This window comes from Rhizobium sp. RM, assembly GCF_013390595.1.
GTDB lineage: Bacteria > Pseudomonadota > Alphaproteobacteria > Rhizobiales > Rhizobiaceae > Agrobacterium.
The window spans coordinates 244,693-265,441 of sequence record NZ_JACAWV010000003.1; the positions used below are offsets into that span (position 1 = coordinate 244,693).

Below are 20,749 nucleotides of genomic sequence, written 5' to 3' on the forward strand. Positions count from 1 at the left end.
ATATACCGGGCGATATTCCTTTACCGCAACACTTCAAGCCGACGCGAAAAAGGACAAGACGTTTTCTATCTTGTCCGTTTCTTCGACGGTGCCGATCGATCGCGCTATTTCAAGGCGGTCCGAGAAGTAGCCGACAAAATCGAACTGAGTATCATCTGTGACATTGCTGGTATCGACAACTTCGCCATTGGCGTTCAGCGTTTGCATTGGCAAGTCGGACGAGAGCTCGCCCCATGTGTCATGGCTGATCTTGCCGGTGTCGTAGCAACCTTGGGCAAATTCCCGCACTTCCCGCGGGCTCAGGCTGGTAAAATCGACGCGCTTTACGGAATCTTCAAACGTCGCGGTCGTTTCGTTGTGCGTGGTCTGTTCAAAATCGGGGGTGGCCACGGCCCTGGTGTTTCTGGAATCTTCTCTGAAGAAAAAACTGCTGGCAGACCTTAAGGAATAAATCTCCATAATACATATCTCCATCATGGGATATGGATGGAAATGTAACCATGTCATCGCTGATATGGTCAATATTCGGCACCAGTCGGGTCATCGTCCTCCACATCAAATCCGCGTATTGAATTGGTGGGGAAGGCATGCCCATATGATGCAAAGCAGCAATCGCATGAGGAATACGAAATGGCATCCGCAGCCGCTCCCCATCCTGCACTCGTAGACTGGAATGGCCCGAATGGGCTGCCAAGGTTTGAAGCTGTCAGGGACGAGGATTTCGCCGAAGCCTTCGATGCGGCACTTCTTGTGCACGACAAGGAAATCGATGCGATTGCCGATAACTCCGAACCGGCGACATTCGTGAATACTGTTACTGCACTCGAAATCGCCGGAGACGATCTTTCACGGGTCTCGGCACTCTTCTGGAATAAGGCAGGTGCACACACCAATCCGGTCATTCAAGGACTGGAGAGGGAGATCGCACCGAAAATGTCGCGCCATTATTCCAGGATCGGCATGAACGAGGCGTTGTTCAAACGTATTGATGCCCTTTGGGAGAAGCGTGATGATCTCGGCCTTACAGGCGAGGAAAAGCGTGTTCTGAAGCGTCATTGGAAGGGCTTTGTCCGCTCCGGCGCGAAGCTGCCGAAGGCGAGCCAGGAACGGCTTGCGTCGATCAATGAGGAACTGGCCGGGCTCGGTGCCAAATTCGGACAAAATGTCCTGGCGGATGAAAAGAACTGGAAGCTTCTGCTGTCCTCCGAAGAGGAACTTGCCGGAATTCCTGCATTCCTGCGCGATGCGATGGCAGGAGCCGCGCGCGAGCATGGTGAGGATGGAAAATTTGCTGTGACGCTGTCGCGCTCGATTATCGAGCCGTTCCTGACCTTCTCCGAGCGTCGTGATCTGCGTGAGCAGGCATTCAAAGCTTGGGTGGCACGCGGTGAAAACGGTGGCGAAACTGACAACCGTGCAACGGTGAAGCGGACATTGGAGCTGCGCGAAGAAAAGGCGAAGCTTCTGGGATATGCGACTTTTGCCGCTTACAAGCTGGACGACACCATGGCGAAAACGCCCGATGCGGTGAATGGATTGCTTGGTCAGGTCTGGGAAAAGGCCGTTGCCCGTGCTGGTGAAGAAGAGGCTGAACTTTCGGCAATCATTGCGGAGGAAGGCAAAAACCACGACGTGATGCCATGGGACTGGCGTCACTATGCGGAAAAGCTCCGCGCTCAGAAGTTCAGCTTCTCGGAGGCTGAGCTCAAGCCTTATCTGCAGTTGGAAAAAATCATCGATGCTTGCTTCGATGTTGCCAACCGGCTTTTCGGTATCCGCGCGGTCGAAACGAAAGGTGTCGCGGCCTATCATCCCGATGTGCGGGTTTTTGAAATCCGCAATGGCAGCGGCGAACTGAAGGCAATGTTCCTCGGCGATTATTTCGCCCGCCCATCCAAGCGCTCCGGTGCATGGATGAGTTCGTTCCAATCGCAGCACAAGCTGCCGCTCAAGAACGGCGCTGTCGGTGAGTTGCCGATCATCTACAATGTCTGCAATTTCGCAAAACCCGCCGAAGGCAAACCGGCGCTGCTTTCGCTCGATGACGCCCGGACGCTGTTTCATGAATTCGGTCATGCCCTGCATGGCATGTTGTCTGATGTGACGTACCCTTCTGTTTCGGGGACGGGCGTATCCCGCGATTTCGTGGAATTGCCGTCGCAGCTCTACGAACACTGGCTGACCGTTCCGGAAATTCTGGAGACATACGCGCTTCACTACCAGACTGGCGAGCCCATGCCCAAGGCGTTGCTCGACAAGGTGCTGGCCGCGCAGACATTCAATGCCGGTTTCAACACGGTCGAGTTTACCTCTTCGGCAATCGTCGACATGTCCTTCCACACGCGCGATGCGGTGGCTGATCCTATGGCGGTGCAGGGCGAGGTGCTGGACGAACTGAAAATGCCGAAATCGATTGTAATGCGGCATGCAACCCCGCATTTCCAGCATGTATTTTCGGGTGATGGCTATTCCGCCGGTTATTACTCCTACATGTGGTCGGAGGTGCTGGATGCTGACGCCTTTGCCGCTTTCGAGGAAACCGGCGATGCCTTCAACGCGGAAATGGCGCGCAAGCTGAAGGACAATATCTATTCCGTGGGTGGATCGATTGACCCCGAGGAAGCCTATCTCGCTTTCCGCGGCAAGATGCCCAGTCCGGATGCGATGCTCGCCAAACGCGGGCTTGCATAAAGACCGTCACATTTTTCAGCTAGAACCTAGGCGCAGGGGGCTTATGACAAAGCCCCCCTTTCGCATTTACAAAAAAAAGGTTATGAGCGCGCCAAACTAAATTGGCGCACCCCATACGATTAGCGCCCCAACCTCAGAGATTTATCATATGGCCCTTCGCAACATCGCGATTATCGCGCACGTTGACCATGGAAAAACGACGCTCGTTGACGAGCTTCTGAAGCAGTCCGGCTCCTTCCGCGACAACCAGCGCGTTGCAGAGCGCGTGATGGACTCGAACGACCTGGAAAAAGAACGCGGCATCACCATTCTCGCCAAGGCGACTTCGGTTGAGTGGAAAGGTGTTCGTATCAACATCGTCGACACCCCCGGCCACGCCGACTTCGGTGGTGAAGTTGAGCGTATTCTCTCGATGGTGGACGGTGCAATCGTTCTGGTCGACTCGTCTGAAGGCCCGATGCCGCAGACGAAGTTCGTGGTGTCCAAGGCTCTCAAGGTTGGTCTCAAGCCGATCGTTGCGATCAACAAGATCGACCGCCCGGATGGCCGCCATGAAGAAGTCATCAACGAAGTTTTCGACCTTTTCGCCAATCTGGATGCCACCGACGAACAGCTCGACTTCCCGATCCTCTACGGTTCGGGCCGCGACGGCTGGATGAACGTCAACCCGGAAGGCCCGAAGGATGAAGGCCTTGCTCCGCTGCTCGACCTGGTTCTGAAGCACGTTCCTGAGCCAACCGTTGAAGAAGGTCCGTTCCGTCTGATCGGTACGATCCTTGAAGCCAACCCCTTCCTCGGCCGTATCATCACCGGCCGCATCGCTTCGGGCTCGATCAAGCCGAACCAGGCCGTGAAGGTTCTCGGTCAGGACGGCAAGACCGTTGAAACTGGCCGTATTTCGAAGATCCTCGCATTCCGCGGCATCGAACGCACCGCCATCGACGAAGCTCATGCGGGCGATATCGTTGCTATTGCCGGCCTTTCCAAGGGTACGGTTGCCGATACGTTCTGTGATCCTTCGGTCAACGAAGCAATGAAGGCGCAGCCGATTGACCCGCCAACGGTCACCATGTCCTTCATCGTCAACGACTCGCCGCTGGCTGGTACGGAAGGCGACAAGGTAACGTCGCGCGTTATCCGCGATCGTCTGTTCAAGGAAGCCGAAGGCAACGTTGCGCTGAAGATCGAAGAAGCCGAAGGCAAGGATTCGTTCTTCGTTTCGGGGCGCGGCGAATTGCAGCTTGCCGTTCTGATCGAAACCATGCGTCGTGAAGGCTTCGAGCTTGCCGTTTCACGTCCGCGCGTCGTTATGCACAAGGACGAAAATGGTCAGACCATCGAGCCGATCGAAGAAGTCGTTATCGACGTCGATGAAGAGCATTCCGGTGTCGTCGTTCAGAAAATGTCCGAGCGCAAGGCTGAAATGACCGAGCTTCGTCCGTCCGGTGGCAACCGCGTTCGTCTGAAGTTCCTCGCCCCGACGCGTGGTCTGATCGGTTACCAGTCCGAACTCTTGACCGACACGCGTGGCACGGCGATCATGAACCGCCTGTTCCACGACTACCAGCCCTTCAAGGGTGCGATTGCTGGCCGTGTCAACGGCGTTCTGCTGTCCAACGGTTCCGGCGAAGCTGTTGCCTACGCCATGTTCAACCTGGAAGATCGTGGTCCGATGATCATCGAGCCAGGTGAAAAGGTCTATGCCGGCATGATTATCGGCATTCACACGCGCGACAACGATCTCGAAGTCAACGTGCTGAAGGGCAAGCAGCTCACCAACATCCGTGCCGCTGGCAAGGATGAAGCCGTCAAGCTGACGCCGCCGATCCGCATGACGCTCGACCGTGCCCTTTCCTGGATTCAGGACGACGAGCTGATGGAAGTGACGCCGAAGTCGATCCGTCTGCGCAAGATGTTCCTCGATGCTAACGACCGTAAGCGTTTCGAGAAGGCAAAGCTTGCCGTCTAATCGCCGATCGCGACTGATCTTGAAAACCCGGCCTTCGTGCCGGGTTTTTTATTTGGGGATGAGTCGAAAGCGGCTTGTATTAAAGGTTAAGGATGCGTTAATTTTTTCTGGTCGTCCACATGAATAGGCTGTGGGTAAGCTTGGTGCCGTTAACCTTTATGGCTGGCAAGTTTCCGCAGTCGGGGCCAGAATCGCGTTATGAAAACGTTATCCATAGATGTTCGCCGTGCCGAAGCGCATGATGCGCGCGCCATATCAGAGGCGCACCGTCTGTCGTGGCAACAGGCTTATGCCGGGTTGATCCCGCACAAGCCGTTGACGCAGATGCTCGAGCGTCGTGGCGAATTGTGGTGGAAGAAGGCAACCCGTGGCTCAGCCACGATGCTTGTTGTCGAGGTGGCCGGCGTGGTCGCCGGTTATGCGACGCTGGGCCTTAGCCGCGCGCGCGGCCTTCCGCATGATGGTGAAGTCTACGAACTTTATCTCCGACCGGAATATCAGGGAATCGGCCTCGGTTCGCTGCTGTTTACCGAGGCGCGCAGACTGCTGACGTCGCTTGGTTGCCAGGGGATTGTTGTCTGGTGCCTTGAAGACAGTGATGTCGCCAATCGCTTTTTCCGTTCGCATGGCGGGCGTGACATTGCCGAGGGCATGGAAGATTTCGGCGGCACCTCGTTGCGCAAGATCGGTTTCGTCTGGAACTGAGCGAAACGGATGTTGCCGGTGGCTTGCTGCCCTTCCGTTTCATTTCCAAAAATCGTGGATAACCTGACAGCGAAGGATGAGGCATTCTGCCTGATCCTTTTAAAGCCATGTTGCAATGCCACGACTTTCCCATTATCGAAAACCGAACCCAACCCGTCGAAATGAGGGAAGCGAATGCGTATTGATGCAATCTCCGTAGGCAAGAATCCGCCGGAAGACGTGAATGTTATTGTGGAAGTGCCGGTTGGCGGTCAGCCGATCAAGTACGAGATGGACAAGGACGCCGGTGCGCTGATCGTTGATCGTTTCCTCTACACGCCAATGACTTATCCGGGTAACTACGGCTTCGTGCCGCACACCCTGTCTGATGATGGCGATCCGATCGACGTTCTCATCTGCAACACCCGTCCGCTCGTTCCGGGCTGCGTCATCAACGTTCGTCCGATCGGCGTGATGATCATGGAAGATGACGGTGGCAAGGATGAGAAGATCATCGCGGTGCCGGTGCCGAAGCTGACGCGCCGCTATGACAAGATCGAAAACTACACGGATCTGCCGGAAATTACCCTGAAGCAGATCGAGCACTTCTTCGAACACTACAAGGATCTGGAGCCCGGCAAGTGGGTGAAGATCGGCGGCTGGCAGAACGTCGACGTTGCCAAGAAGCTGATCGTTGAAGCCATCGAGCGCTACAAGACGCAGGGCTGATTAGCCCAGTTTCTCAAGTGATAAAAAAACCTCCGGCTCGACATCGATCCGGAGGTTTTTTGTTGTTGGCGCTGAATATCGCGATCAACGCTCTCGGGCACTCTGCTTCAGACAAGCGCTGGATAAAGCGTGTTCCACATGAAGGAGCGGATGAAGAAGATGATCAGCAGCAGGATCACCGGTGAAATGTCTATGCCGCCGAGATTGGGCAGGATGCGACGAATGGGACGCAGAACCGGTTCCGTAATGTTGTAAAGGAAGCTGCCGATCGCATTCACGAACTGGTTTCGGGAATTGATGACGTTAAAGGCATAGAGCCAGGAAAAAATAGCACTGGCAATCAGCACCCATACAAAGAGGTTCAGGGCCAGATCGATTGTCTGAAACAGGGCAAGCATCAATATCTCCGTGTCTTCGTTGCAAGACATTTAGACATTGGCGCGTTAACCGGCAAGTGTTGCCCAAACAGCGCTGGCGATTCTTGTGATATCCTTCTATGGGAAAGCCCTCATATTATCGAGAGCGCTCAGCCGATGTCACTGATTTCTGCCGAAAACCGTTTCGGCGCATTCCGGCATAGTTCCTACCGTCGTTTCTTCACGGCCCGGTTTTTCGCGGCGTTTGCGTTTCAGATTGTCAGCGTGTCAGTCGGCTGGCAAATGTATGAGGTAACGGGAAATGCCTTTTACCTCGGTCTGATCGGTCTTTTTCAGTTTTTGCCATCGCTGCTTCTGATCCTCGTTACCGGTACGGTCGCCGACAGGCACAATCGCCGGCTCATCATGGCGATTGGTTTCATCGTTGCTGCCGTGTGTGCTGCTGCTTTGCTTGGCCTGACGCTCACCCATACTTTTGCACCCTGGCCGGTCTTCGCCATCCTGGTGGTAATCGGTATCGAGCGCGCATTCATGGGACCGGCTGTTCAGTCACTCGGACCCAATCTTGTCCCGGTTGAAGATCTGCCAAATGCGGTGGCGTGGAATTCGTCGTCCTGGCAGATGGCCTCCATTCTTGGTCCTGTGGTTGGTGGCCTGCTTTACGGTGTGGGCGCCTCCCTGGCTTACGGGGTGGCATTTTCCCTTTTTGCACTTGCCGCCATTCTTGCTTTTATCATCCGCAAGCCCGAGCAGCGCAGCCCCGCAAAAGCGGTCAGCCTTGAGAGCATGCTGGCGGGTTTCCGCTTCATTGCGCAGGAGAAGGTGGTTCTCGGCGCGATCTCGCTCGATCTGTTTGCAGTTCTGCTCGGTGGTGCGGTTGCTCTGATGCCGATTTTCGCCAAGGAAGTGCTGACACTGGGGCCATGGGGACTAGGGCTTCTTCGCGCTGCTCCAGGTATCGGAGCGATTGTCGTTGCCGTCATTCTCGCTTTCAAACCGATCCGTCACCACGCGGGCTTGCTGATGTTTGTCGGCGTCGGACTTTTCGGGGTTTCGACGGTGGTTTTCGGTCTTTCTGAGACAGCGTGGCTCTCTATCGCGGCGCTGGTTGTCATGGGCGCATCCGATATGGTGTCCGTGTACGTCCGTGAAACACTGATCGCGCTTTGGACGCCGGATGAGGTTCGTGGGCGTGTCAACGCCGTCAATTCCGTATTTGTCGGTGCATCCAATGAATTGGGCGAATTCCGCGCCGGTACGATGGCACATGTCTTCGGGGCTGTACCGGCGGTCGTCATAGGCGGTGCCGGAACGCTCGCCGTCGCGGTTATTTGGGCGCTCGGTTTTTCCAAGTTGCGGAAAATCGACAGTCTGGACCTGCCGAAGGATTAAAAGCGCTTCGCCTCATCAGCGCTGCGGCTTGCCCTCAAAAACCAGGTCGAGGAAGTTGCCGAGCCATGCGCGAAGCGGCGTGTCGAACAACATGCGTCCTTCGAGATGCTGACTGCCCACCTGTGCGTTCGGCATGCCGAAACGCTGCGCACCACGCACCACCCAGCTATGCATCATGGCGCGTGTCAATTCCGCATGGAACTGCAGTCCCCAGGCATTTTTTCCGTAGCGGAAAGCCTGATGCGGATAGGTGTCGCCAGCGGCAAGCAATTCTGCGCCGCGTGGAAGCTCGAAACCTTCCTTGTGAAAATGATAGACCATTTTCGGCCAGTGCGGCATCAGCAGACGGCCATGTTCCGTGGGATGCAACGGATACCAGCCGATTTCGACCTTGCCTTCCTTGTCGGCCTCAACCTTGCCGCCCAGATGCTTGGACAACATTTGCGCACCGAGACAGATGCCGAGGAATGGCTTGTTTTCTTTCAGAGGCACCTTCAGCCAGTCGATTTCGGTCTTTACATAATCATGGTGGTCATTGGCGCTTTGCGGTCCACCGAAGATGACGGCACCGACATGTTTTTCCAGCGTCGTCGGCAGGTCGTCTCCGAGCGCGGGGCGCCGGATATCGAGCCTGTAGCCTTTTTCCACCAGCATCTGCCCGACGCGCCCCGGCGTTGAACGCTCCTGATGCAGAACGATGAGGATCGATGGTTGTCTTCTCTGTTGCCGGGAGGGGTCAAACAGCATCTTCGTCGTTTTCGCTTTCTTCAGAAGGCAATGACCGCGTGGCTGCCTGCTGACGTTGCAGAACCCTGTCACGAGCAGAAACACCGAGAAGATCGGCAACACGCCAGATCACGTGGTCTTCCATCTCGCTTCGCTCACCATCAGCGTAAACAATATCCCACAGTATACCAATAAGCTCGATACGCTGATCCTCATCGAGGTGACGGCGGATATCGATTGTGAAGCGATAATAATCGACGGCTTCCTTGCCTGCCTCCTGCCCCGCAGCAAGCAGGGCGTCGAGTTTTCCGGAGTCCAGGTGATAATAGTCCTGAAGGATCTCGCGGAGACGATTCCGCTCGCTCTTTGAAACGGTGCCGTCTGCCTCCATCACCTGAAAACAGAGCGCGGCAACAGCCACTCTCAGATCATCGGGGCTGAAGTCGTCTGTGTGCGGGCCAACAAGGGTTTGGAAAAACGACTGGATACGGTTGAGCATATCTGTCCTTGTGCTCTCAGAAAAGTTTGAGCCTGGTTTTGGCTTCCGGTTCGCTGCCCGGTTTTTTCACACCCGGATCATCCGGTGCGCCGCCAAAAAAGGGAACGGGTTCAGCATCGCCGTTGATTGGCGCAGCCGGTGCAGGCTCTCGCGCCTTTTCTGGTTCCTTTACGGCCACCACAGCGGGTTTGATCTCCACGGTCTCGGGTTGTTTTTGGGTAACCGTAATGTCGTTGTCTTTGCGCGGCGGCTCATTTTCGACAACACTTCTCGGCGCAGGTTCCGACTTTGCAGGAACCGCTGCCAAAGCATGGTCGATGCCAACGTCTTCGACTGGTCCTTCGAGCTGGCCGAACGGTGCCTTCCATTCAAACGCATCCAGGCGCCCGGTAACAGGCGAGACTGGAAGCCATTTTTCAGAGACGATGCCGTCTGCAACCCAGGCCGGATCACGTGGTGCACGCAGTCCCTGCGCCATCCAGTAGCGCACTCGCCCCTGATCACCGGTTTCCGCTTCCTCGATGTCCGCCATCAGCAGGAAAATGCTTTCCCGTGGCTCGATACGCGCTGCGGCTTCCGCCTTCGTGCGCGCTTTGACAAATTCCTTGGCGTCGAGGGCGGCTTGCGCCACGGCAAACAGCGACTCGATGTTGTTCGGCTTGAGGCTTTCCAGTCGCTCGGCGCGCTTGAGGCGGTCTATTGCCGTGTCGCCGCTGCGGGCCCGAACGTAGAGTTCGGCGATTTGCGGGTGCGGGCTGTTTTTCCAGACAGGCTCAAGAACAGAGGCGGCCTTGCGAAGGTTGTCTTCGCGCAGATAGGATTTCGCCGCGACGAGAGCAGCGGGAACCAGTGTTTTCGCCAGCTTCAACGCCTGCTTGGCATCGTCTCGAGCGCCAACCGGATCGCTTTCGAGCTTTTCGCCAGCTTTTGCCGTCAAGAGTACGGCTTTCAGGCGTTCGGCTTCGCCACGTTCGATGACACCTGCTGCTTTTTGCTGATCGAGAAGACGGATAGCGTCATCCCACTGATTGTTGCGACATTTGTTTTCCAGTGTCGCCTGCGCTGCCCAGGGCAGATAGGGTGCTTTTTCAGCGGCATCTTCGGCATATTGCAAGGCTGCTTCATGAGCGCCCTGACGCCGGGCTTCGATGTAGAGACCACGAAGGCCCAATTCGCGTGTTTCAGGGTCCTGCGCCATCGCTTCGAACTTGCGGCGTGCGGCGTCGTATTTCCCTTCGATGAGGTCTGCCTGTGCTTCAAGCAGATGGATCAAAGGTTCCTGGTCGGCGTTAAGCAGGCCCTGCGTCCGCGCGGTCATCTTGCGGGCCAGAAGCGCGTTGCCGGCACCAGCTGCAATCAGGCCCGTCGACAAGGCCTGATAGCCGCGATCACGCTTGCGGGCCCTGAAATAACGCCGTGCTGCATTCGGTGAAGTCCAGATCGCATTGACGAGCCACCAGACGAGCATGACGACGGCAACGAGGGCTGCGACGATGGATGCCGCAACCATCAGGCTCATCTCAATCAGCTGTCCCTGCCAAACGATCGACAGAACGCCAGGTCTGTCTGCCAGCCAGGAAAAACCGAAACCAAGAGCCAGAACGATAGCGACGAAAGTCAGAATTCTGGTCATGCCCTTACCCCTGTTTGCCAGTGCTGCCAATGGCGCGGTTCAGCGTATCACCCACCAGATTCTCGACGTTAATGCGTGCATCCAGAGATTTCTTGTAGTCGGCGGATACGGTTTTGGCCGCATCGGGCAAGGAATCCCATTCAAGCGCTGCGCCCTGAAGATCGCCATTGCGAAGCTTGTTTTCCATACGCGCAATGACGGCATCAGGGGTCTCTCCCTCGATGTTTCCGACAGGGCGGACCTTGACCAGCGAGAAGGCGCTTTCCGTCAGGCGCTCAACGATCCCCTGATTGGGATCAGGCTGATTGATGGCCGACAGCATGGTGTTGGCGACATCGGGGAAATTCCGAAGCAGCTCGGCGCGGGACGGAACGCCTGTCGTGGCGAACGATCGCAAGGACGCAATGGCCGGGTCATCTGGCGTTACCTTGGCGAGTGTGTCGAGTTCGGTCAGGAAAGGACCGCCACGGTCGATTGCCGCCTTCAACGCAGCCGATGCGATGGCACGAGCGACTTCGATATCGTCACGTGGTTCGTTGATCTTCGCTTCGGCTTCCCCAAGACGTCGCGTCAGGTCTTCTGTTGCCGAACCCTGCGCCGACGTCTGCGATTGCAGCGCAGTTTCCAGCGCGGCGATTTTTTCGGACAGCGCAGAAGTATCGGCACTGCCGGCGTTGCCACTTTCAAGGGCCGCGATGCGCTGCTCCAGGGCAGATGTATCGGTCGTGGCTGCCGGCGTGTTGGCGACCTGCTCGCGCAGGTTGGCAATCTGTGTTTTCAGCGCATTCAGTTCTTCGGCAGAGCTGCTGGTTCCGGAGAATGGTGGCAGGTAACCGGCATATTGCATGCTGCCCGCCGCAAGAAGGGCAACGAGGCCGCCGACGATACCCGCTGCAATCAAGCCGGAATTGTTCGAACGGCCCGGCTCGTCTTTTTTCGGTGGGGGTGTCGTGGCGCCAAAGCTTTTCGTCTCGGGCGACGGCTTCGTCGCTTGTGGTTTTGGCGGCTCTGGCTTAGCTTGCTCTGGCTTCGGCGCTGCACTCGAAGCCGGTTTGGCAGTGGCCTCCGGCTTAGGCCCTTCTACTTTTACGCCTTCCGTCGTCCCGACATTGGGTTGTGGTTCGATCGGAGTCCTGACCGGTTGATCCCAGATGGGTTTAGGCGCTTCCGATTTGACGTTTTCCGTCCCGGCGGTATCTGCGGGAGCGTTTTTCGGCGTCTCGGTCTGGTTGGTGGAGACTGAAACCTCCGGCGTCGGTGGGCTTTCCTTGCCGATTTCCGTCACATCCTTTGCGTCCAGATCAATCGTGACTGGCTCGGCTTTGGACTTGGAGTGGCGTGGCGGCTTTCCCGATACCATGACAACCTCATTTCTGCCTGCAATAGTCTAAACCTAGTCAGTGATGACGGCAAAGGAAAGAGGCGAGAGGGAATTAGGTTCCTGCGATGGCGTGCAAGATTTCGAACATTGTAGCCTCGCTTGGCGTCGCTGCCGTGCGGGCCTGGGCGCTAAAAGCATCGGGGATATGGGCTTTCACGTTTTCGCTCATGCAGATGAAGCGTGTGCCCGCCAACGCTGAAGCATAAGGCGGTTTTGTTGCGATGCGAAAAAAAGCCTGCGCCGCCTCGGCCGAATAAAGCAGAATCACATCCACTTTTGCAGAGACAAGCGCCGCATCCCAGATGTCACGGCGAAAATCATTCTCCCGCATTTCGTAACACTCGGCCACCGTAAATGCGATGGCGGCTGACTGAAGTCCTGCTTCGAAGGAAGGGGCACGCGGTGTGCCGGCAAGATAAAGCAGAGGTTTGCTGCGCGACAACAGGGCGCGATTTTCCACCACAAGCGTTGCCAGCGATTTCCCGTCGCCAGCAGCGGTGAAAATGTTATGAAAGCCTGCCTGCCTTGCGGCGTCAGCGGTTGCCTCGCCAACAGCAAAGATCGGCTTCGTGAAATAGGGGGTGAGTGACGTGCCGAGCGGTTTCAGCGCCCGGATCGCTTCGGCGCTGGTGACTGCGAGTGCGGATTTTGGCACGACGAGAGACGCCTCGGCCAGGTCGCCATGGTGGATCGGATGGAACAGGGGCAAAGGCACTGGATCGTGGCCCAGCGCCTTCAGCTTTGCCGCCGTCTTCTCGCCGGAACGTTCCGGCCGGGTGACGACGATCCGCATGAGCCTAGCTCCACCCTTCGAAGAAACTGGAGCCCGCTCTGGAGCGAACATCTTCCCCGGCTTTTCGACCCAGCGATGCGGCATCCGCACATTTGCCCGATATCTCGACGCTGTGGCTTGTCTGGCCATCGGGCGTAAGGATCACGCCATGGAAATGAAGCTCGCCATCATCGCAAACGGCAAGGCCGGCGATTGGAGTGCGGCAAGAGCCGTCCAGCGCGCCGAGGAACGCGCGTTCGCACGTTACCGCATCAAATGTCGGCTTGTGATTTATCGCGGCCAGCAATTCATCAATGCGCGTATCGCCGATGCGGCTTTCTACACAGATTGCCCCTTGCGCGGGTGCGGGGGGAAATTCCTTCGGATCGAGAATTTCCGTCGGAACCGCCTCTTTTCCGAGACGCTTCAACCCCGCAAAAGCGAGCAATGTCGCATCGGCATCGCCTTCCGCAAGTTTCCGCAGGCGCGTATCGACCAGACCGCGGAAAACGATGACGTTCAGATCCGGGCGCAGTCGGCGTATCAGGGCCTGACGCCGCAACGAGGCCGAACCGACGACGGCGCCCTGTGGCAATTCCAGCAGTTTTGGCGCGGTGCGGCCGATAAAGGCGTCACGGACGTCTTCGCGCGGTAAAAATGCGGAAAGGTGCAGCCCTTCAGGCAGGATCGTCGGCATGTCCTTGGACGAATGGACGGCAATATCCAGTTCGCCGGAGACAAGCTGGTTTTCCAGCTCTTCGGTAAACAGGCCTTTGCCACCAATTTCGGATAGAGCGCGATCGGTGATGCGGTCACCCTTGGTCGACAGGACGACGATTTCGAACATGTCTTCCGGCAGAGCATGCGCTGACATCAGCCGGTTCCGGGTTTCGTAGGCCTGCGCTAGCGCCAGAGGGCTGCCGCGCGTGCCGATTCGGAAAGGTTTTGTTTGCATCCGCGTCTATCCATTGTTACCGGGTGTTTCCGTACCTAAGTTTCCCTTTGACCGCAATGAACGAACAGGTTGATGGCCTCCTTTCTTCGTATCCTTGGTATAGAGACGAGCTGTGATGAAACCGCTGCATCCGTGGTGGTTCGCCATGCCGACGGGCGTGGAGAGATCGTTTCGGATGTCGTTTTGTCGCAGCTCGACGAACACAGCGCCTATGGCGGTGTGGTGCCTGAAATTGCTGCACGTGCTCACGTTGAAGCGCTCGACACGCTTGTCGAGGAAGCGCTCGAGCAGGCAGGCGTGACCCTGGCCGATGTCGATGCCATCGCCGCCACCTCGGGGCCAGGTTTGATCGGTGGCCTGATCGTTGGTCTGATGACCGGCAAAGCGATTGCCAAGGCGGCCGGCAAGCCGCTTTATGCAATCAACCATCTGGAAGGCCACGCGCTGACGGCGCGCCTGACGGATGGCCTGTCTTTTCCCTATCTGATGCTGCTGGTCTCCGGCGGTCACACGCAGCTCGTTCTTGTTCGTGGCGTGGGGCAATATGAACGCTGGGGCACGACCATCGACGACGCGCTTGGCGAGGCTTTCGACAAGACGGCGAAACTTCTGGGGCTGCCTTATCCAGGTGGACCTGCCGTAGAGAAAGCTGCAGCGACAGGAAATCCGGACCGATTTTCGCTGCCCCGTCCAATGGTTGGCGAAACAAGGCTGGACTTCTCCTTCTCCGGTTTGAAAACGGCCGTGCGGCAGGCGGCGACGGCCATTGCGCCGCTTTCCGATCAGGACATTGCCGACATCTGCGCTTCGTTCCAGAAGGCCGTATCGCGTACCCTGAAGGACCGTATCGGCCGTGGGCTTGCGAGGTTCCGCGAGGAGTTTACGGATATCGCTGGCGAACCGGCATTGGTGGTGGCTGGCGGGGTTGCTGCCAATCAGGAAATTCGCAGCACATTGCAGGCGCTGTGCGATAGCTACAGGTTCCGCTTCGTTGCGCCACCACACCATCTCTGTACCGACAATGCTGCGATGATTGCCTGGGCGGGTCTGGAACGTATGGCCGATGGCCGTGAGCCGGATTCGCTCGATATTCAGCCGCGTTCGCGCTGGCCGCTCGATGCCAATGCGGAAACCCTGATCGGGTTCGGCAAAAGAGGAGCCAAGGCCTGATGCAGCGTGAAAAAATCGTCGTGATTGGCGCAGGTGCCTTCGGAACCGCGCTGGCCGTGGTCGTCGCGCTGGAAAACCGCCATGACGTCACCTTGCTTGGCCGTGATCCGTCGCTGATGGCTGATCTTCGATCCGACAGGGTGCATGAGGCGGCGTTGCCGGGTGTCAGTCTGCCGGATGCGCTGGCATTTTCGGCAGAAGAAAATGTGCTCGCCGATGCCGGTATCGTGCTTTTCGCCATGCCGTCGCAAGCGCATGCGGACGCAGCACGACATTATGGCCCCTATCTTGCCAGGGATGCCGTCATTGTCACCTGCGCCAAGGGCATCGATCGCGCCTCTGGTCGGCTTTTGACTGAGCTTCTTGAAGCAGAATTGCCGCACCATCCGGTCGCGGTTCTCTCCGGTCCTGGGTTTGCTGCCGATATCGCCCGTGGACTACCAACCGCGATGGCGATTGCCGCCGAAGAGGTGGCTGTTGCGGAGAGGCTGGCAGCAACCATCAGCGGCAAGACGTTCCGTCTCTATGCATCCGCCGATCGTATCGGCGTGCAGCTCGGCGGCGCCTTGAAGAATGTGCTGGCCATTGCCGCCGGGATCGTTGAGGGCGCTGGGCTTGGCGATTCTGCCCGCGCTGCGCTCATTTCTCGTGGGCTTGCGGAAATGTCACGTCTCGTTGTTGCCATGGGCGGCAAGGCGGATACGGTGCGTGGTCTTTCGGGGCTTGGCGACCTGGTGTTAACGGCGACCAGCCATCAATCACGAAATTTGCGTTTCGGTATCGCGCTTGGTCGCGATGAAGGCAAGGACGCGTCCGGTGGTCTGGTCGAAGGCGCTTTTGCAGCTGCCGTCGCGGCTCGACTTGCCGCACAATATTCAGTCGATATGCCCGTGACGGAAGCTGTTGCAGCCATCATCGACGGCAATCTGGACGTGGCAAGCGCCATGCAACAATTGATGACACGGCCGATCACCACCGAATAAGGTTGGCAGGCCAAATGAGGAGACGAGAATGCTGTTTGCTTTTATCTGCAAGGACAAGCCTGGCCATCTGAACGTGCGCATGGATACGCGTCCGGCGCATCTGGAGCACCTGAACAAGCTGAATGCCGAGGGAACGCTGAAGATCGCCGGCCCGTTTCTGGATAGCGAAGGCAAGCCGAATGGCAGCCTGGTTATCGTCGAAGCAGCCGATATCGATGCTGCCAAGGCGCTGGCCGATGCCGACCCCTATGCAAAGGCAGGATTGTTCGAGAGCGTTGATGTAAAGCCCTACAACTGGGTCTTCAACAATCCGGGAGCGTAATTGGCGATGGCGAATTACTGGCTGTACAAATCTGAACCGTTCAAATGGTCCTGGGAGCAGCAGAAAGCCAAGGGCGAAGAGGGTGAGGAGTGGACCGGCGTTCGCAACTATCAGGCGCGCAACAACATGCGCGCCATGAAGATTGGCGACAAGGGCTTCTTCTATCACTCCAATGAGGGGCTGGATGTCGTCGGCATCGTTGAGGTCTGCGAGCTGTCGCGGCCGGATTCCACTGCGGAAGGCGATGCCCGTTGGGACTGCGTGCATATCAAGGCTGTCCGCGACATGCCGAAGTCCGTCTCGCTGAAGGACGTGAAGGCGAACCCTAAGCTTGCCAACATGTCGCTGGTCACCTCGATGCGGCTTTCTGTGCAGCCGGTGACCGAAGAGGAATATTTCGAGGTCTGCCGCATGGGTGGTCTCGATAATCCTCCGCTTTCGCCAGAATGATGCTGAAGGCGTGAAAACCGATCCCGGACGTTTCATCCTCGACAACACCGGCATCATGCGCCCTCCGCATGTGCCGGAACTGCAGCTCCATCTGGCGACAGAGGCCCATGATCTGTGGCTGAAGACGCAAGAGGAGCTGGAGGAGATCGGTTTGCCACCGCCGTTCTGGGCCTTTGCCTGGGCGGGAGGGCAGGGACTTGCCCGCTTCGTTATCGATCATCCCGAAAGCGTGCGGGGAAAGCGCGTGCTGGATTTCGCAAGCGGCTCGGGCATGGTTGCCATTGCAGCCGCGATGTCCGGGGCTGCAGCGGTGGAGGCTGTCGATATCGATCCCTGGGCGGGAGCGTCGGTGGCTTTGAATGCTGCGCTGAACGGCGTCGATGTTGCGTTTTCGGCGGCCAATCTCATCGGTCAGGACATCGGCGCCGAGGTGCTGCTTGCCGGTGACGTGTTTTATGACCGTTCTTTCGCTGATCTGCTGGTGCCTTGGTTAAGGCATCTGGCGACACAGGGCGTTACCGTTCTGGTCGGTGATCCCGGCCGAGCTTATCTTCCGAAAGATCGCCTTGAGGCAATGGCAACCTATCAGGTGCCGGTGACGCGTGCGCTGGAAGAAAGCGAAATCAAGAAGACAACCGTCTGGCGGTTTGTCTGAGTTCGGCGCAGAGAGAGTTTTCCAACGGATTGAAGCAGGTCGCTCATGGGCGGATCACGCAGACGCCATGCTCCCAGGCACAGGCTTCGTTCGCCGTTACGGCATCCACCTTGATGATTTTGGCTCTCGGGGCAGGCTGCAATCCGATCGAAGCGGGTCTGTTTCCAGAGGAAAAACCACCGCCAATGGCAAAGTAGTTGCCGTTGCCACGTACTCTCAGCGCGGCAATAGCACCGCTGTAGGTGCCGCCGGGGAGCGTGGAGGGCAGGCCATCGGTTGAAAAACTGGTCTGCTGCCGGTGCCGATTATAATGGCGATAGCTGAAATTCTCTGCTGACGCGGAAGGCAAAACCGTGAAAATGAGGCTTGCGAATGCAAGGGAGAAGCCGGCGATTCGACGCAGTAACATGATCCTTTTTCTCCGGTTTTTTTAGTTAACAAAATGTAAATTACAGCATTTTTTATTTACGTAAAGGTCAAAAAATTCGGGCTGGTGATCTTGGAAACGCTCGACTTTTTATTTTTGCGACACTTTTTTTGCAAAAAATCGTCCGCCCCAATCGATTAAATTCGAATCGACCGTGGAATCTGCTTGTGGTGATGTTCCCATGCGATTAAACGTCGCGGTTGGTGCAATGCACATTCTTTCGTCATGTGCTGTTGCTTGGGGGCGTTCGCAGTTGCGGGCGCACGGGAAAACGCCGCGAGGTTCTGATGGCGAACACGACAAATAATCGGCCTTTGTCGCCGCATCTTCAAGTTTACAAGATGATTCCGACGATGGCTGCATCCATCGTGCACCGTATTACGGGCGGCGCACTGTATTTCGGCACGCTACTCGTCGCCTGGTGGCTGATCGCCATTTCGACCGGCGAGGCTTATTACGCCTGGGTCGACTGGGCGATGGGCACGATCATCGGCAAGCTCATCCTGATCGGTTATACTTGGGCGCTTGTTCATCACCTGCTGGGCGGTCTGCGCCACTTCATGTGGGACCTGGGACACGGTTTCGACAAGCACTTCACGACCAAGCTTGCGAAGGCTTCCTTCGTCGTGTCGATCTGTCTGACCGCGCTGATCTGGGTCATCGCCCTGATCGTGCGCTGAGGAGATATTTTCATGGATATGCGTACACCTCTCGGCAAGGTCCGCGGTCTTGGCTCCGCCAAGGAAGGCACAGAGCATTTCTGGCGTCAGCGCGTCACGGCTGTTGCCAACGTTCCTCTGCTGATCTTTTTCGTGATCTTCCTGATCAAGTATGCTGGCGCTCCCTATGCGGACGTCGCCGCTGCGCTGTCGAACCCGCTTGTTGCGGTGATCATGGGTCTGGTGGTCGTTTCCGGCCTCATCCACATGAAGCTCGGCATGCAGGTGATCATTGAAGACTACATTCACGCCGAGGTCCCGAAGCTCGTTCTTCTGATGCTCAATACGTTTTTCGCGATTCTGGTTGGCGGCCTTTGCGTCTTCGCCATTCTGAAAATCGCATTCGCAGGATAATCCGGTCATGGCATCTCCAAGTTCACCTTCCCAGAATGGCAAGGCCTACACCTATGTCGATCACTCCTATGATGTGATTGTTGTTGGTGCCGGCGGTGCTGGTCTTCGCGCCACGCTCGGCATGGCCGAGCAGGGGTTCCGCACGGCCTGCATCACCAAGGTTTTCCCGACGCGTTCGCATACGGTCGCGGCTCAGGGCGGTATTGCCGCTTCGCTGACCAACATGACGCCCGACTGTTGGCAGTGGCACCTTTACGACACCGTAAAGGGCTCTGACTGGCTCGGCGACGTCGACGCTATGCAGTATCTCGCCATGGAAGCGCCCAAGGCGGTCTATGAGCTCGAGCATTATGGTGTTCCGTTCTCGCGTAACGCGGAAGGCAAGATTTACCAGCGCCCATTCGGCGGCCACATGCAGAACTATGGTGAAGGCCCGCCGGTGCAGCGCACCTGCGCCGCAGCCGACCGTACAGGTCACGCCATCCTGCACACGCTTTACGGCCAGTCGCTGCGCAACAACGCGGAATTCTTTATCGAGTATTTCGCGCTCGACCTCATCATGTCGGATGACGGCAGCCGTTGCACCGGTGTTGTCGCCTGGAACCTTGATGACGGCACGATCCATCGTTTTTCCGCCAAGATGGTCGTTCTGGCCACCGGCGGTTACGGCCGCGCCTATTTCTCGGCGACCTCCGCGCATACCTGCACGGGCGACGGCGGCGGCATGATCGCACGCGCGGGCCTTCCGCTTCAGGACATGGAATTCGTTCAGTTCCACCCAACCGGTATCTACGGCGCAGGCTGCCTGATCACCGAGGGTGCACGCGGTGAAGGCGGTTATCTCGTCAACTCCGAAGGTGAGCGCTTCATGGAGCGTTACGCGCCTTCGGCCAAGGATCTTGCCTCGCGTGACGTCGTGTCCCGTTGCATGACCATGGAAATCCGCGAAGGCCGTGGCGTTGGCAAGAACAAGGACCACATCTTCCTGCACCTGGATCACCTCGATCCGGCGATCCTGCACGAGCGCCTTCCGGGTATCTCCGAAAGCGCCAAGATCTTTGCCGGTGTGGATGTAACGCGCGAGCCGATCCCGGTTCTGCCGACGGTCCACTACAACATGGGTGGCATTCCGACCAACTATTGGGGCGAAGTGCTGAACGCTGACAGCAGCAATCCAGAGCGTGTCATTCCCGGCCTGATGGCTGTTGGTGAAGCCGGTTGTGCATCGGTTCACGGTGCTAACCGTCTCGGTTCCAACTCGTTGATCGACCTCGTTGTGTTCGGTCGCGCAGCGGCTATCCGCGCTGCAGAGGTGATTGACCGTGCAGCGCCGGTACCGGCGTTGAATGTTGCAGCCTGTGACAAGATCATGGAGCGCTTCGACAGCCTGCGTTACGCCAATGGCGCAACGCCAACCGCTGTTCTGCGCGACAAGATGCAGCGCGCCATGCAGGATGATGCTGCCGTGTTCCGTACACAGGAATCGCTTGAGAGCGGTTGCCGCCGGCTCTCGGCGATCTGGAAGGAACTGCCGGATGTCAAGGTTACCGACCGCTCGATGGTCTGGAACTCCGATCTGGTTGAAACGCTTGAACTGCATAACCTGATGGCCAACGCCATCACCACGGTTTACGGTGCGGAAGCCCGCAAGGAAAGCCGCGGTTCGCATGCGCGTGAAGACTTCGTAGACGGCCCGTTTGCCGGTCGTGACGACGTCAACTGGCGCAAGCACACGCTCGCTTGGGTCAGCCCGGAAGGCGACGTAAAGCTCGACTACCGCCCTGTTCACACCGAACTGATCGCCGATGGCATCGATCCCAAGAAGATCGCGCCGAAGGCGCGCGTCTACTGATTTGAGAGG

The 20,749-nt window shown here is 57.4% G+C and carries 22 protein-coding genes; 13 read left to right on the plus strand and 9 right to left on the minus strand.

The genetic code is table 11. From position 1 onward, the window contains the following. Nucleotides 1-33: 33 nt before the first annotated feature. Nucleotides 34-459 (minus strand): hypothetical protein, encoded by a 426-nt coding sequence (locus HWX89_RS03315; protein WP_138795280.1) that lies wholly within the window; start codon nucleotides 457-459, stop codon nucleotides 34-36. A gap of 171 nt (nucleotides 460-630) precedes the next feature. On the opposite strand from HWX89_RS03315, the gene HWX89_RS03320 reads away from it, so the two are divergent. The 4 genes from HWX89_RS03320 (at nucleotide 631) to ppa (ending at nucleotide 6,073) form a co-directional block, all read left to right on the plus strand. Continuing rightward, nucleotides 631-2,691 (plus strand): M3 family metallopeptidase, encoded by a 2,061-nt coding sequence (locus HWX89_RS03320; protein ID WP_138795281.1) that lies wholly within the window; start codon nucleotides 631-633, stop codon nucleotides 2,689-2,691. Between the two features lie 148 nt (nucleotides 2,692-2,839). Then, nucleotides 2,840-4,660, plus strand: coding sequence for a translational GTPase TypA (typA, locus tag HWX89_RS03325; RefSeq protein ID WP_138795282.1), 1,821 nt, complete (start codon nucleotides 2,840-2,842; stop codon nucleotides 4,658-4,660). A gap of 198 nt (nucleotides 4,661-4,858) precedes the next feature. Further along, a complete protein-coding gene (locus HWX89_RS03330; RefSeq protein ID WP_138795283.1) occupies nucleotides 4,859-5,365 on the plus strand; it encodes a GNAT family N-acetyltransferase in 507 nt (168 codons plus the stop codon). Nucleotides 5,366-5,539: 174 nt separating this feature from the next. Continuing rightward, a complete protein-coding gene (gene ppa / locus HWX89_RS03335) occupies nucleotides 5,540-6,073 on the plus strand; it encodes an inorganic diphosphatase (protein ID WP_138795284.1) in 534 nt (177 codons plus the stop codon). Nucleotides 6,074-6,180: 107 nt separating this feature from the next. Here ppa and HWX89_RS03340 read toward each other — a convergent pair whose 3' ends face one another. Continuing rightward, nucleotides 6,181-6,471, minus strand: coding sequence for a YggT family protein (locus tag HWX89_RS03340; RefSeq protein ID WP_138795285.1), 291 nt, complete (start codon nucleotides 6,469-6,471; stop codon nucleotides 6,181-6,183). Nucleotides 6,472-6,606: 135 nt separating this feature from the next. Between HWX89_RS03340 and HWX89_RS03345 the strand changes: the two genes are divergently transcribed. Continuing rightward, nucleotides 6,607-7,842 carry an MFS transporter gene (locus tag HWX89_RS03345; protein ID WP_138795286.1) on the plus strand — a complete coding sequence of 412 codons (1,236 nt, stop codon included), beginning with the start codon at nucleotides 6,607-6,609 and terminating at the stop codon, nucleotides 7,840-7,842. Nucleotides 7,843-7,857: 15 nt separating this feature from the next. Here HWX89_RS03345 and HWX89_RS03350 read toward each other — a convergent pair whose 3' ends face one another. The 6 genes from HWX89_RS03350 to hemC all read right to left on the minus strand — a co-directional run bounded on the left by HWX89_RS03350 (nucleotide 7,858) and on the right by hemC (nucleotide 13,808). Further along, nucleotides 7,858-8,589 carry a glutamine amidotransferase gene (locus HWX89_RS03350; protein ID WP_138795287.1) on the minus strand — a complete coding sequence of 244 codons (732 nt, stop codon included), beginning with the start codon at nucleotides 8,587-8,589 and terminating at the stop codon, nucleotides 7,858-7,860. Continuing rightward, entirely contained in the window at nucleotides 8,579-9,067 is a 489-nt protein-coding gene (locus tag HWX89_RS03355; protein WP_138795288.1) for a tellurite resistance TerB family protein, read from the minus strand. Before HWX89_RS03355 ends, HWX89_RS03350 begins: the two co-directional genes overlap by 11 nt. A gap of 16 nt (nucleotides 9,068-9,083) precedes the next feature. Further along, entirely contained in the window at nucleotides 9,084-10,700 is a 1,617-nt protein-coding gene (locus HWX89_RS03360) for a heme biosynthesis protein HemY (RefSeq protein ID WP_138795289.1), read from the minus strand. Between the two features lie 4 nt (nucleotides 10,701-10,704). Next, entirely contained in the window at nucleotides 10,705-12,060 is a 1,356-nt protein-coding gene (locus HWX89_RS03365) for a COG4223 family protein (protein ID WP_138795290.1), read from the minus strand. A gap of 73 nt (nucleotides 12,061-12,133) precedes the next feature. Then, the gene (locus tag HWX89_RS03370) at nucleotides 12,134-12,874 is read right to left on the minus strand and encodes a uroporphyrinogen-III synthase (RefSeq protein WP_138795291.1); all 741 of its coding nucleotides are present in this window, start codon (nucleotides 12,872-12,874) and stop codon (nucleotides 12,134-12,136) included. Between the two features lie 4 nt (nucleotides 12,875-12,878). Next, entirely contained in the window at nucleotides 12,879-13,808 is a 930-nt protein-coding gene (gene hemC, locus HWX89_RS03375; protein ID WP_138795292.1) for a hydroxymethylbilane synthase, read from the minus strand. Between the two features lie 72 nt (nucleotides 13,809-13,880). Here hemC and tsaD point away from each other — a divergent pair, with 72 nt between their 5' ends. Genes tsaD through HWX89_RS03400 form a run of 5 tightly spaced genes read left to right on the plus strand, consistent with a single transcriptional unit; the run spans nucleotide 13,881 to nucleotide 17,388 of the window. Then, nucleotides 13,881-14,978, plus strand: coding sequence for a tRNA (adenosine(37)-N6)-threonylcarbamoyltransferase complex transferase subunit TsaD (tsaD, locus tag HWX89_RS03380; RefSeq protein ID WP_138795293.1), 1,098 nt, complete (start codon nucleotides 13,881-13,883; stop codon nucleotides 14,976-14,978). After that, complete coding sequence (locus HWX89_RS03385; RefSeq protein WP_138795294.1) at nucleotides 14,978-15,961, plus strand: NAD(P)H-dependent glycerol-3-phosphate dehydrogenase; 984 nt, start codon at nucleotides 14,978-14,980, stop codon at nucleotides 15,959-15,961. The genes tsaD and HWX89_RS03385 overlap by 1 nt, the downstream gene beginning before the upstream one ends. Before the next feature lie 28 nt (nucleotides 15,962-15,989). Then, complete coding sequence (locus HWX89_RS03390) at nucleotides 15,990-16,283, plus strand: YciI-like protein (protein ID WP_138795295.1); 294 nt, start codon at nucleotides 15,990-15,992, stop codon at nucleotides 16,281-16,283. Nucleotides 16,284-16,289: 6 nt separating this feature from the next. After that, nucleotides 16,290-16,733, plus strand: coding sequence for an EVE domain-containing protein (locus HWX89_RS03395; protein WP_138795296.1), 444 nt, complete (start codon nucleotides 16,290-16,292; stop codon nucleotides 16,731-16,733). Nucleotides 16,734-16,743: 10 nt separating this feature from the next. After that, nucleotides 16,744-17,388 (plus strand): class I SAM-dependent methyltransferase, encoded by a 645-nt coding sequence (locus HWX89_RS03400; protein ID WP_138795297.1) that lies wholly within the window; start codon nucleotides 16,744-16,746, stop codon nucleotides 17,386-17,388. 43 nt (nucleotides 17,389-17,431) lie between these two features. Here HWX89_RS03400 and HWX89_RS03405 read toward each other — a convergent pair whose 3' ends face one another. After that, nucleotides 17,432-17,797 carry a hypothetical protein gene (locus HWX89_RS03405; RefSeq protein ID WP_138795298.1) on the minus strand — a complete coding sequence of 122 codons (366 nt, stop codon included), beginning with the start codon at nucleotides 17,795-17,797 and terminating at the stop codon, nucleotides 17,432-17,434. A 305-nt stretch (nucleotides 17,798-18,102) separates the two neighbouring features. On the opposite strand from HWX89_RS03405, the gene sdhC reads away from it, so the two are divergent. From sdhC to sdhA, 3 genes are read left to right on the plus strand one after another with little or no spacing between them, the layout of a single operon-like run. After that, nucleotides 18,103-18,495, plus strand: coding sequence for a succinate dehydrogenase, cytochrome b556 subunit (gene sdhC / locus HWX89_RS03410; RefSeq protein WP_138795299.1), 393 nt, complete (start codon nucleotides 18,103-18,105; stop codon nucleotides 18,493-18,495). Nucleotides 18,496-18,507: 12 nt separating this feature from the next. Beyond that, entirely contained in the window at nucleotides 18,508-18,888 is a 381-nt protein-coding gene (sdhD, locus tag HWX89_RS03415; RefSeq protein WP_138795300.1) for a succinate dehydrogenase, hydrophobic membrane anchor protein, read from the plus strand. Between the two features lie 7 nt (nucleotides 18,889-18,895). After that, nucleotides 18,896-20,740 carry a succinate dehydrogenase flavoprotein subunit gene (gene sdhA, locus HWX89_RS03420; RefSeq protein WP_138795301.1) on the plus strand — a complete coding sequence of 615 codons (1,845 nt, stop codon included), beginning with the start codon at nucleotides 18,896-18,898 and terminating at the stop codon, nucleotides 20,738-20,740. Nucleotides 20,741-20,749 lie beyond the last annotated feature (9 nt).

Bases quoted from the DNA above. Each gene is read 5' to 3' on its own strand.
- HWX89_RS03320 (WP_138795281.1), top strand. From the start codon at position 631: ATGGCATCCGCAGCCGCTCCCCATCCTGCACTCGTAGACTGGAATGGC.
- HWX89_RS03370 (WP_138795291.1), bottom strand. From the start codon at position 12,874: ATGCGGATCGTCGTCACCCGGCCGGAACGTTCCGGCGAGAAGACGGCG.
- HWX89_RS03385 (WP_138795294.1), top strand. From the start codon at position 14,978: ATGCAGCGTGAAAAAATCGTCGTGATTGGCGCAGGTGCCTTCGGAACC.
- HWX89_RS03355 (WP_138795288.1), bottom strand. From the start codon at position 9,067: ATGCTCAACCGTATCCAGTCGTTTTTCCAAACCCTTGTTGGCCCGCAC.
- HWX89_RS03350 (WP_138795287.1), bottom strand. From the start codon at position 8,589: ATGCTGTTTGACCCCTCCCGGCAACAGAGAAGACAACCATCGATCCTC.
- HWX89_RS03340 (WP_138795285.1), bottom strand. From the start codon at position 6,471: ATGCTTGCCCTGTTTCAGACAATCGATCTGGCCCTGAACCTCTTTGTA.
- HWX89_RS03330 (WP_138795283.1), top strand. From the start codon at position 4,859: ATGAAAACGTTATCCATAGATGTTCGCCGTGCCGAAGCGCATGATGCG.
- HWX89_RS03395 (WP_138795296.1), top strand. From the start codon at position 16,290: ATGGCGAATTACTGGCTGTACAAATCTGAACCGTTCAAATGGTCCTGG.
- typA (WP_138795282.1), top strand. From the start codon at position 2,840: ATGGCCCTTCGCAACATCGCGATTATCGCGCACGTTGACCATGGAAAA.
- tsaD (WP_138795293.1), top strand. From the start codon at position 13,881: ATGGCCTCCTTTCTTCGTATCCTTGGTATAGAGACGAGCTGTGATGAA.
- HWX89_RS03315 (WP_138795280.1), bottom strand. From the start codon at position 459: ATGGAGATTTATTCCTTAAGGTCTGCCAGCAGTTTTTTCTTCAGAGAA.
- HWX89_RS03345 (WP_138795286.1), top strand. From the start codon at position 6,607: ATGTCACTGATTTCTGCCGAAAACCGTTTCGGCGCATTCCGGCATAGT.
- HWX89_RS03405 (WP_138795298.1), bottom strand. From the start codon at position 17,797: ATGTTACTGCGTCGAATCGCCGGCTTCTCCCTTGCATTCGCAAGCCTC.
- HWX89_RS03390 (WP_138795295.1), top strand. From the start codon at position 15,990: ATGCTGTTTGCTTTTATCTGCAAGGACAAGCCTGGCCATCTGAACGTG.
- HWX89_RS03360 (WP_138795289.1), bottom strand. From the start codon at position 10,700: ATGACCAGAATTCTGACTTTCGTCGCTATCGTTCTGGCTCTTGGTTTC.
- ppa (WP_138795284.1), top strand. From the start codon at position 5,540: ATGCGTATTGATGCAATCTCCGTAGGCAAGAATCCGCCGGAAGACGTG.
- hemC (WP_138795292.1), bottom strand. From the start codon at position 13,808: ATGCAAACAAAACCTTTCCGAATCGGCACGCGCGGCAGCCCTCTGGCG.
- sdhC (WP_138795299.1), top strand. From the start codon at position 18,103: ATGGCGAACACGACAAATAATCGGCCTTTGTCGCCGCATCTTCAAGTT.
- sdhD (WP_138795300.1), top strand. From the start codon at position 18,508: ATGGATATGCGTACACCTCTCGGCAAGGTCCGCGGTCTTGGCTCCGCC.
- HWX89_RS03365 (WP_138795290.1), bottom strand. From the start codon at position 12,060: ATGGTATCGGGAAAGCCGCCACGCCACTCCAAGTCCAAAGCCGAGCCA.
- sdhA (WP_138795301.1), top strand. From the start codon at position 18,896: ATGGCATCTCCAAGTTCACCTTCCCAGAATGGCAAGGCCTACACCTAT.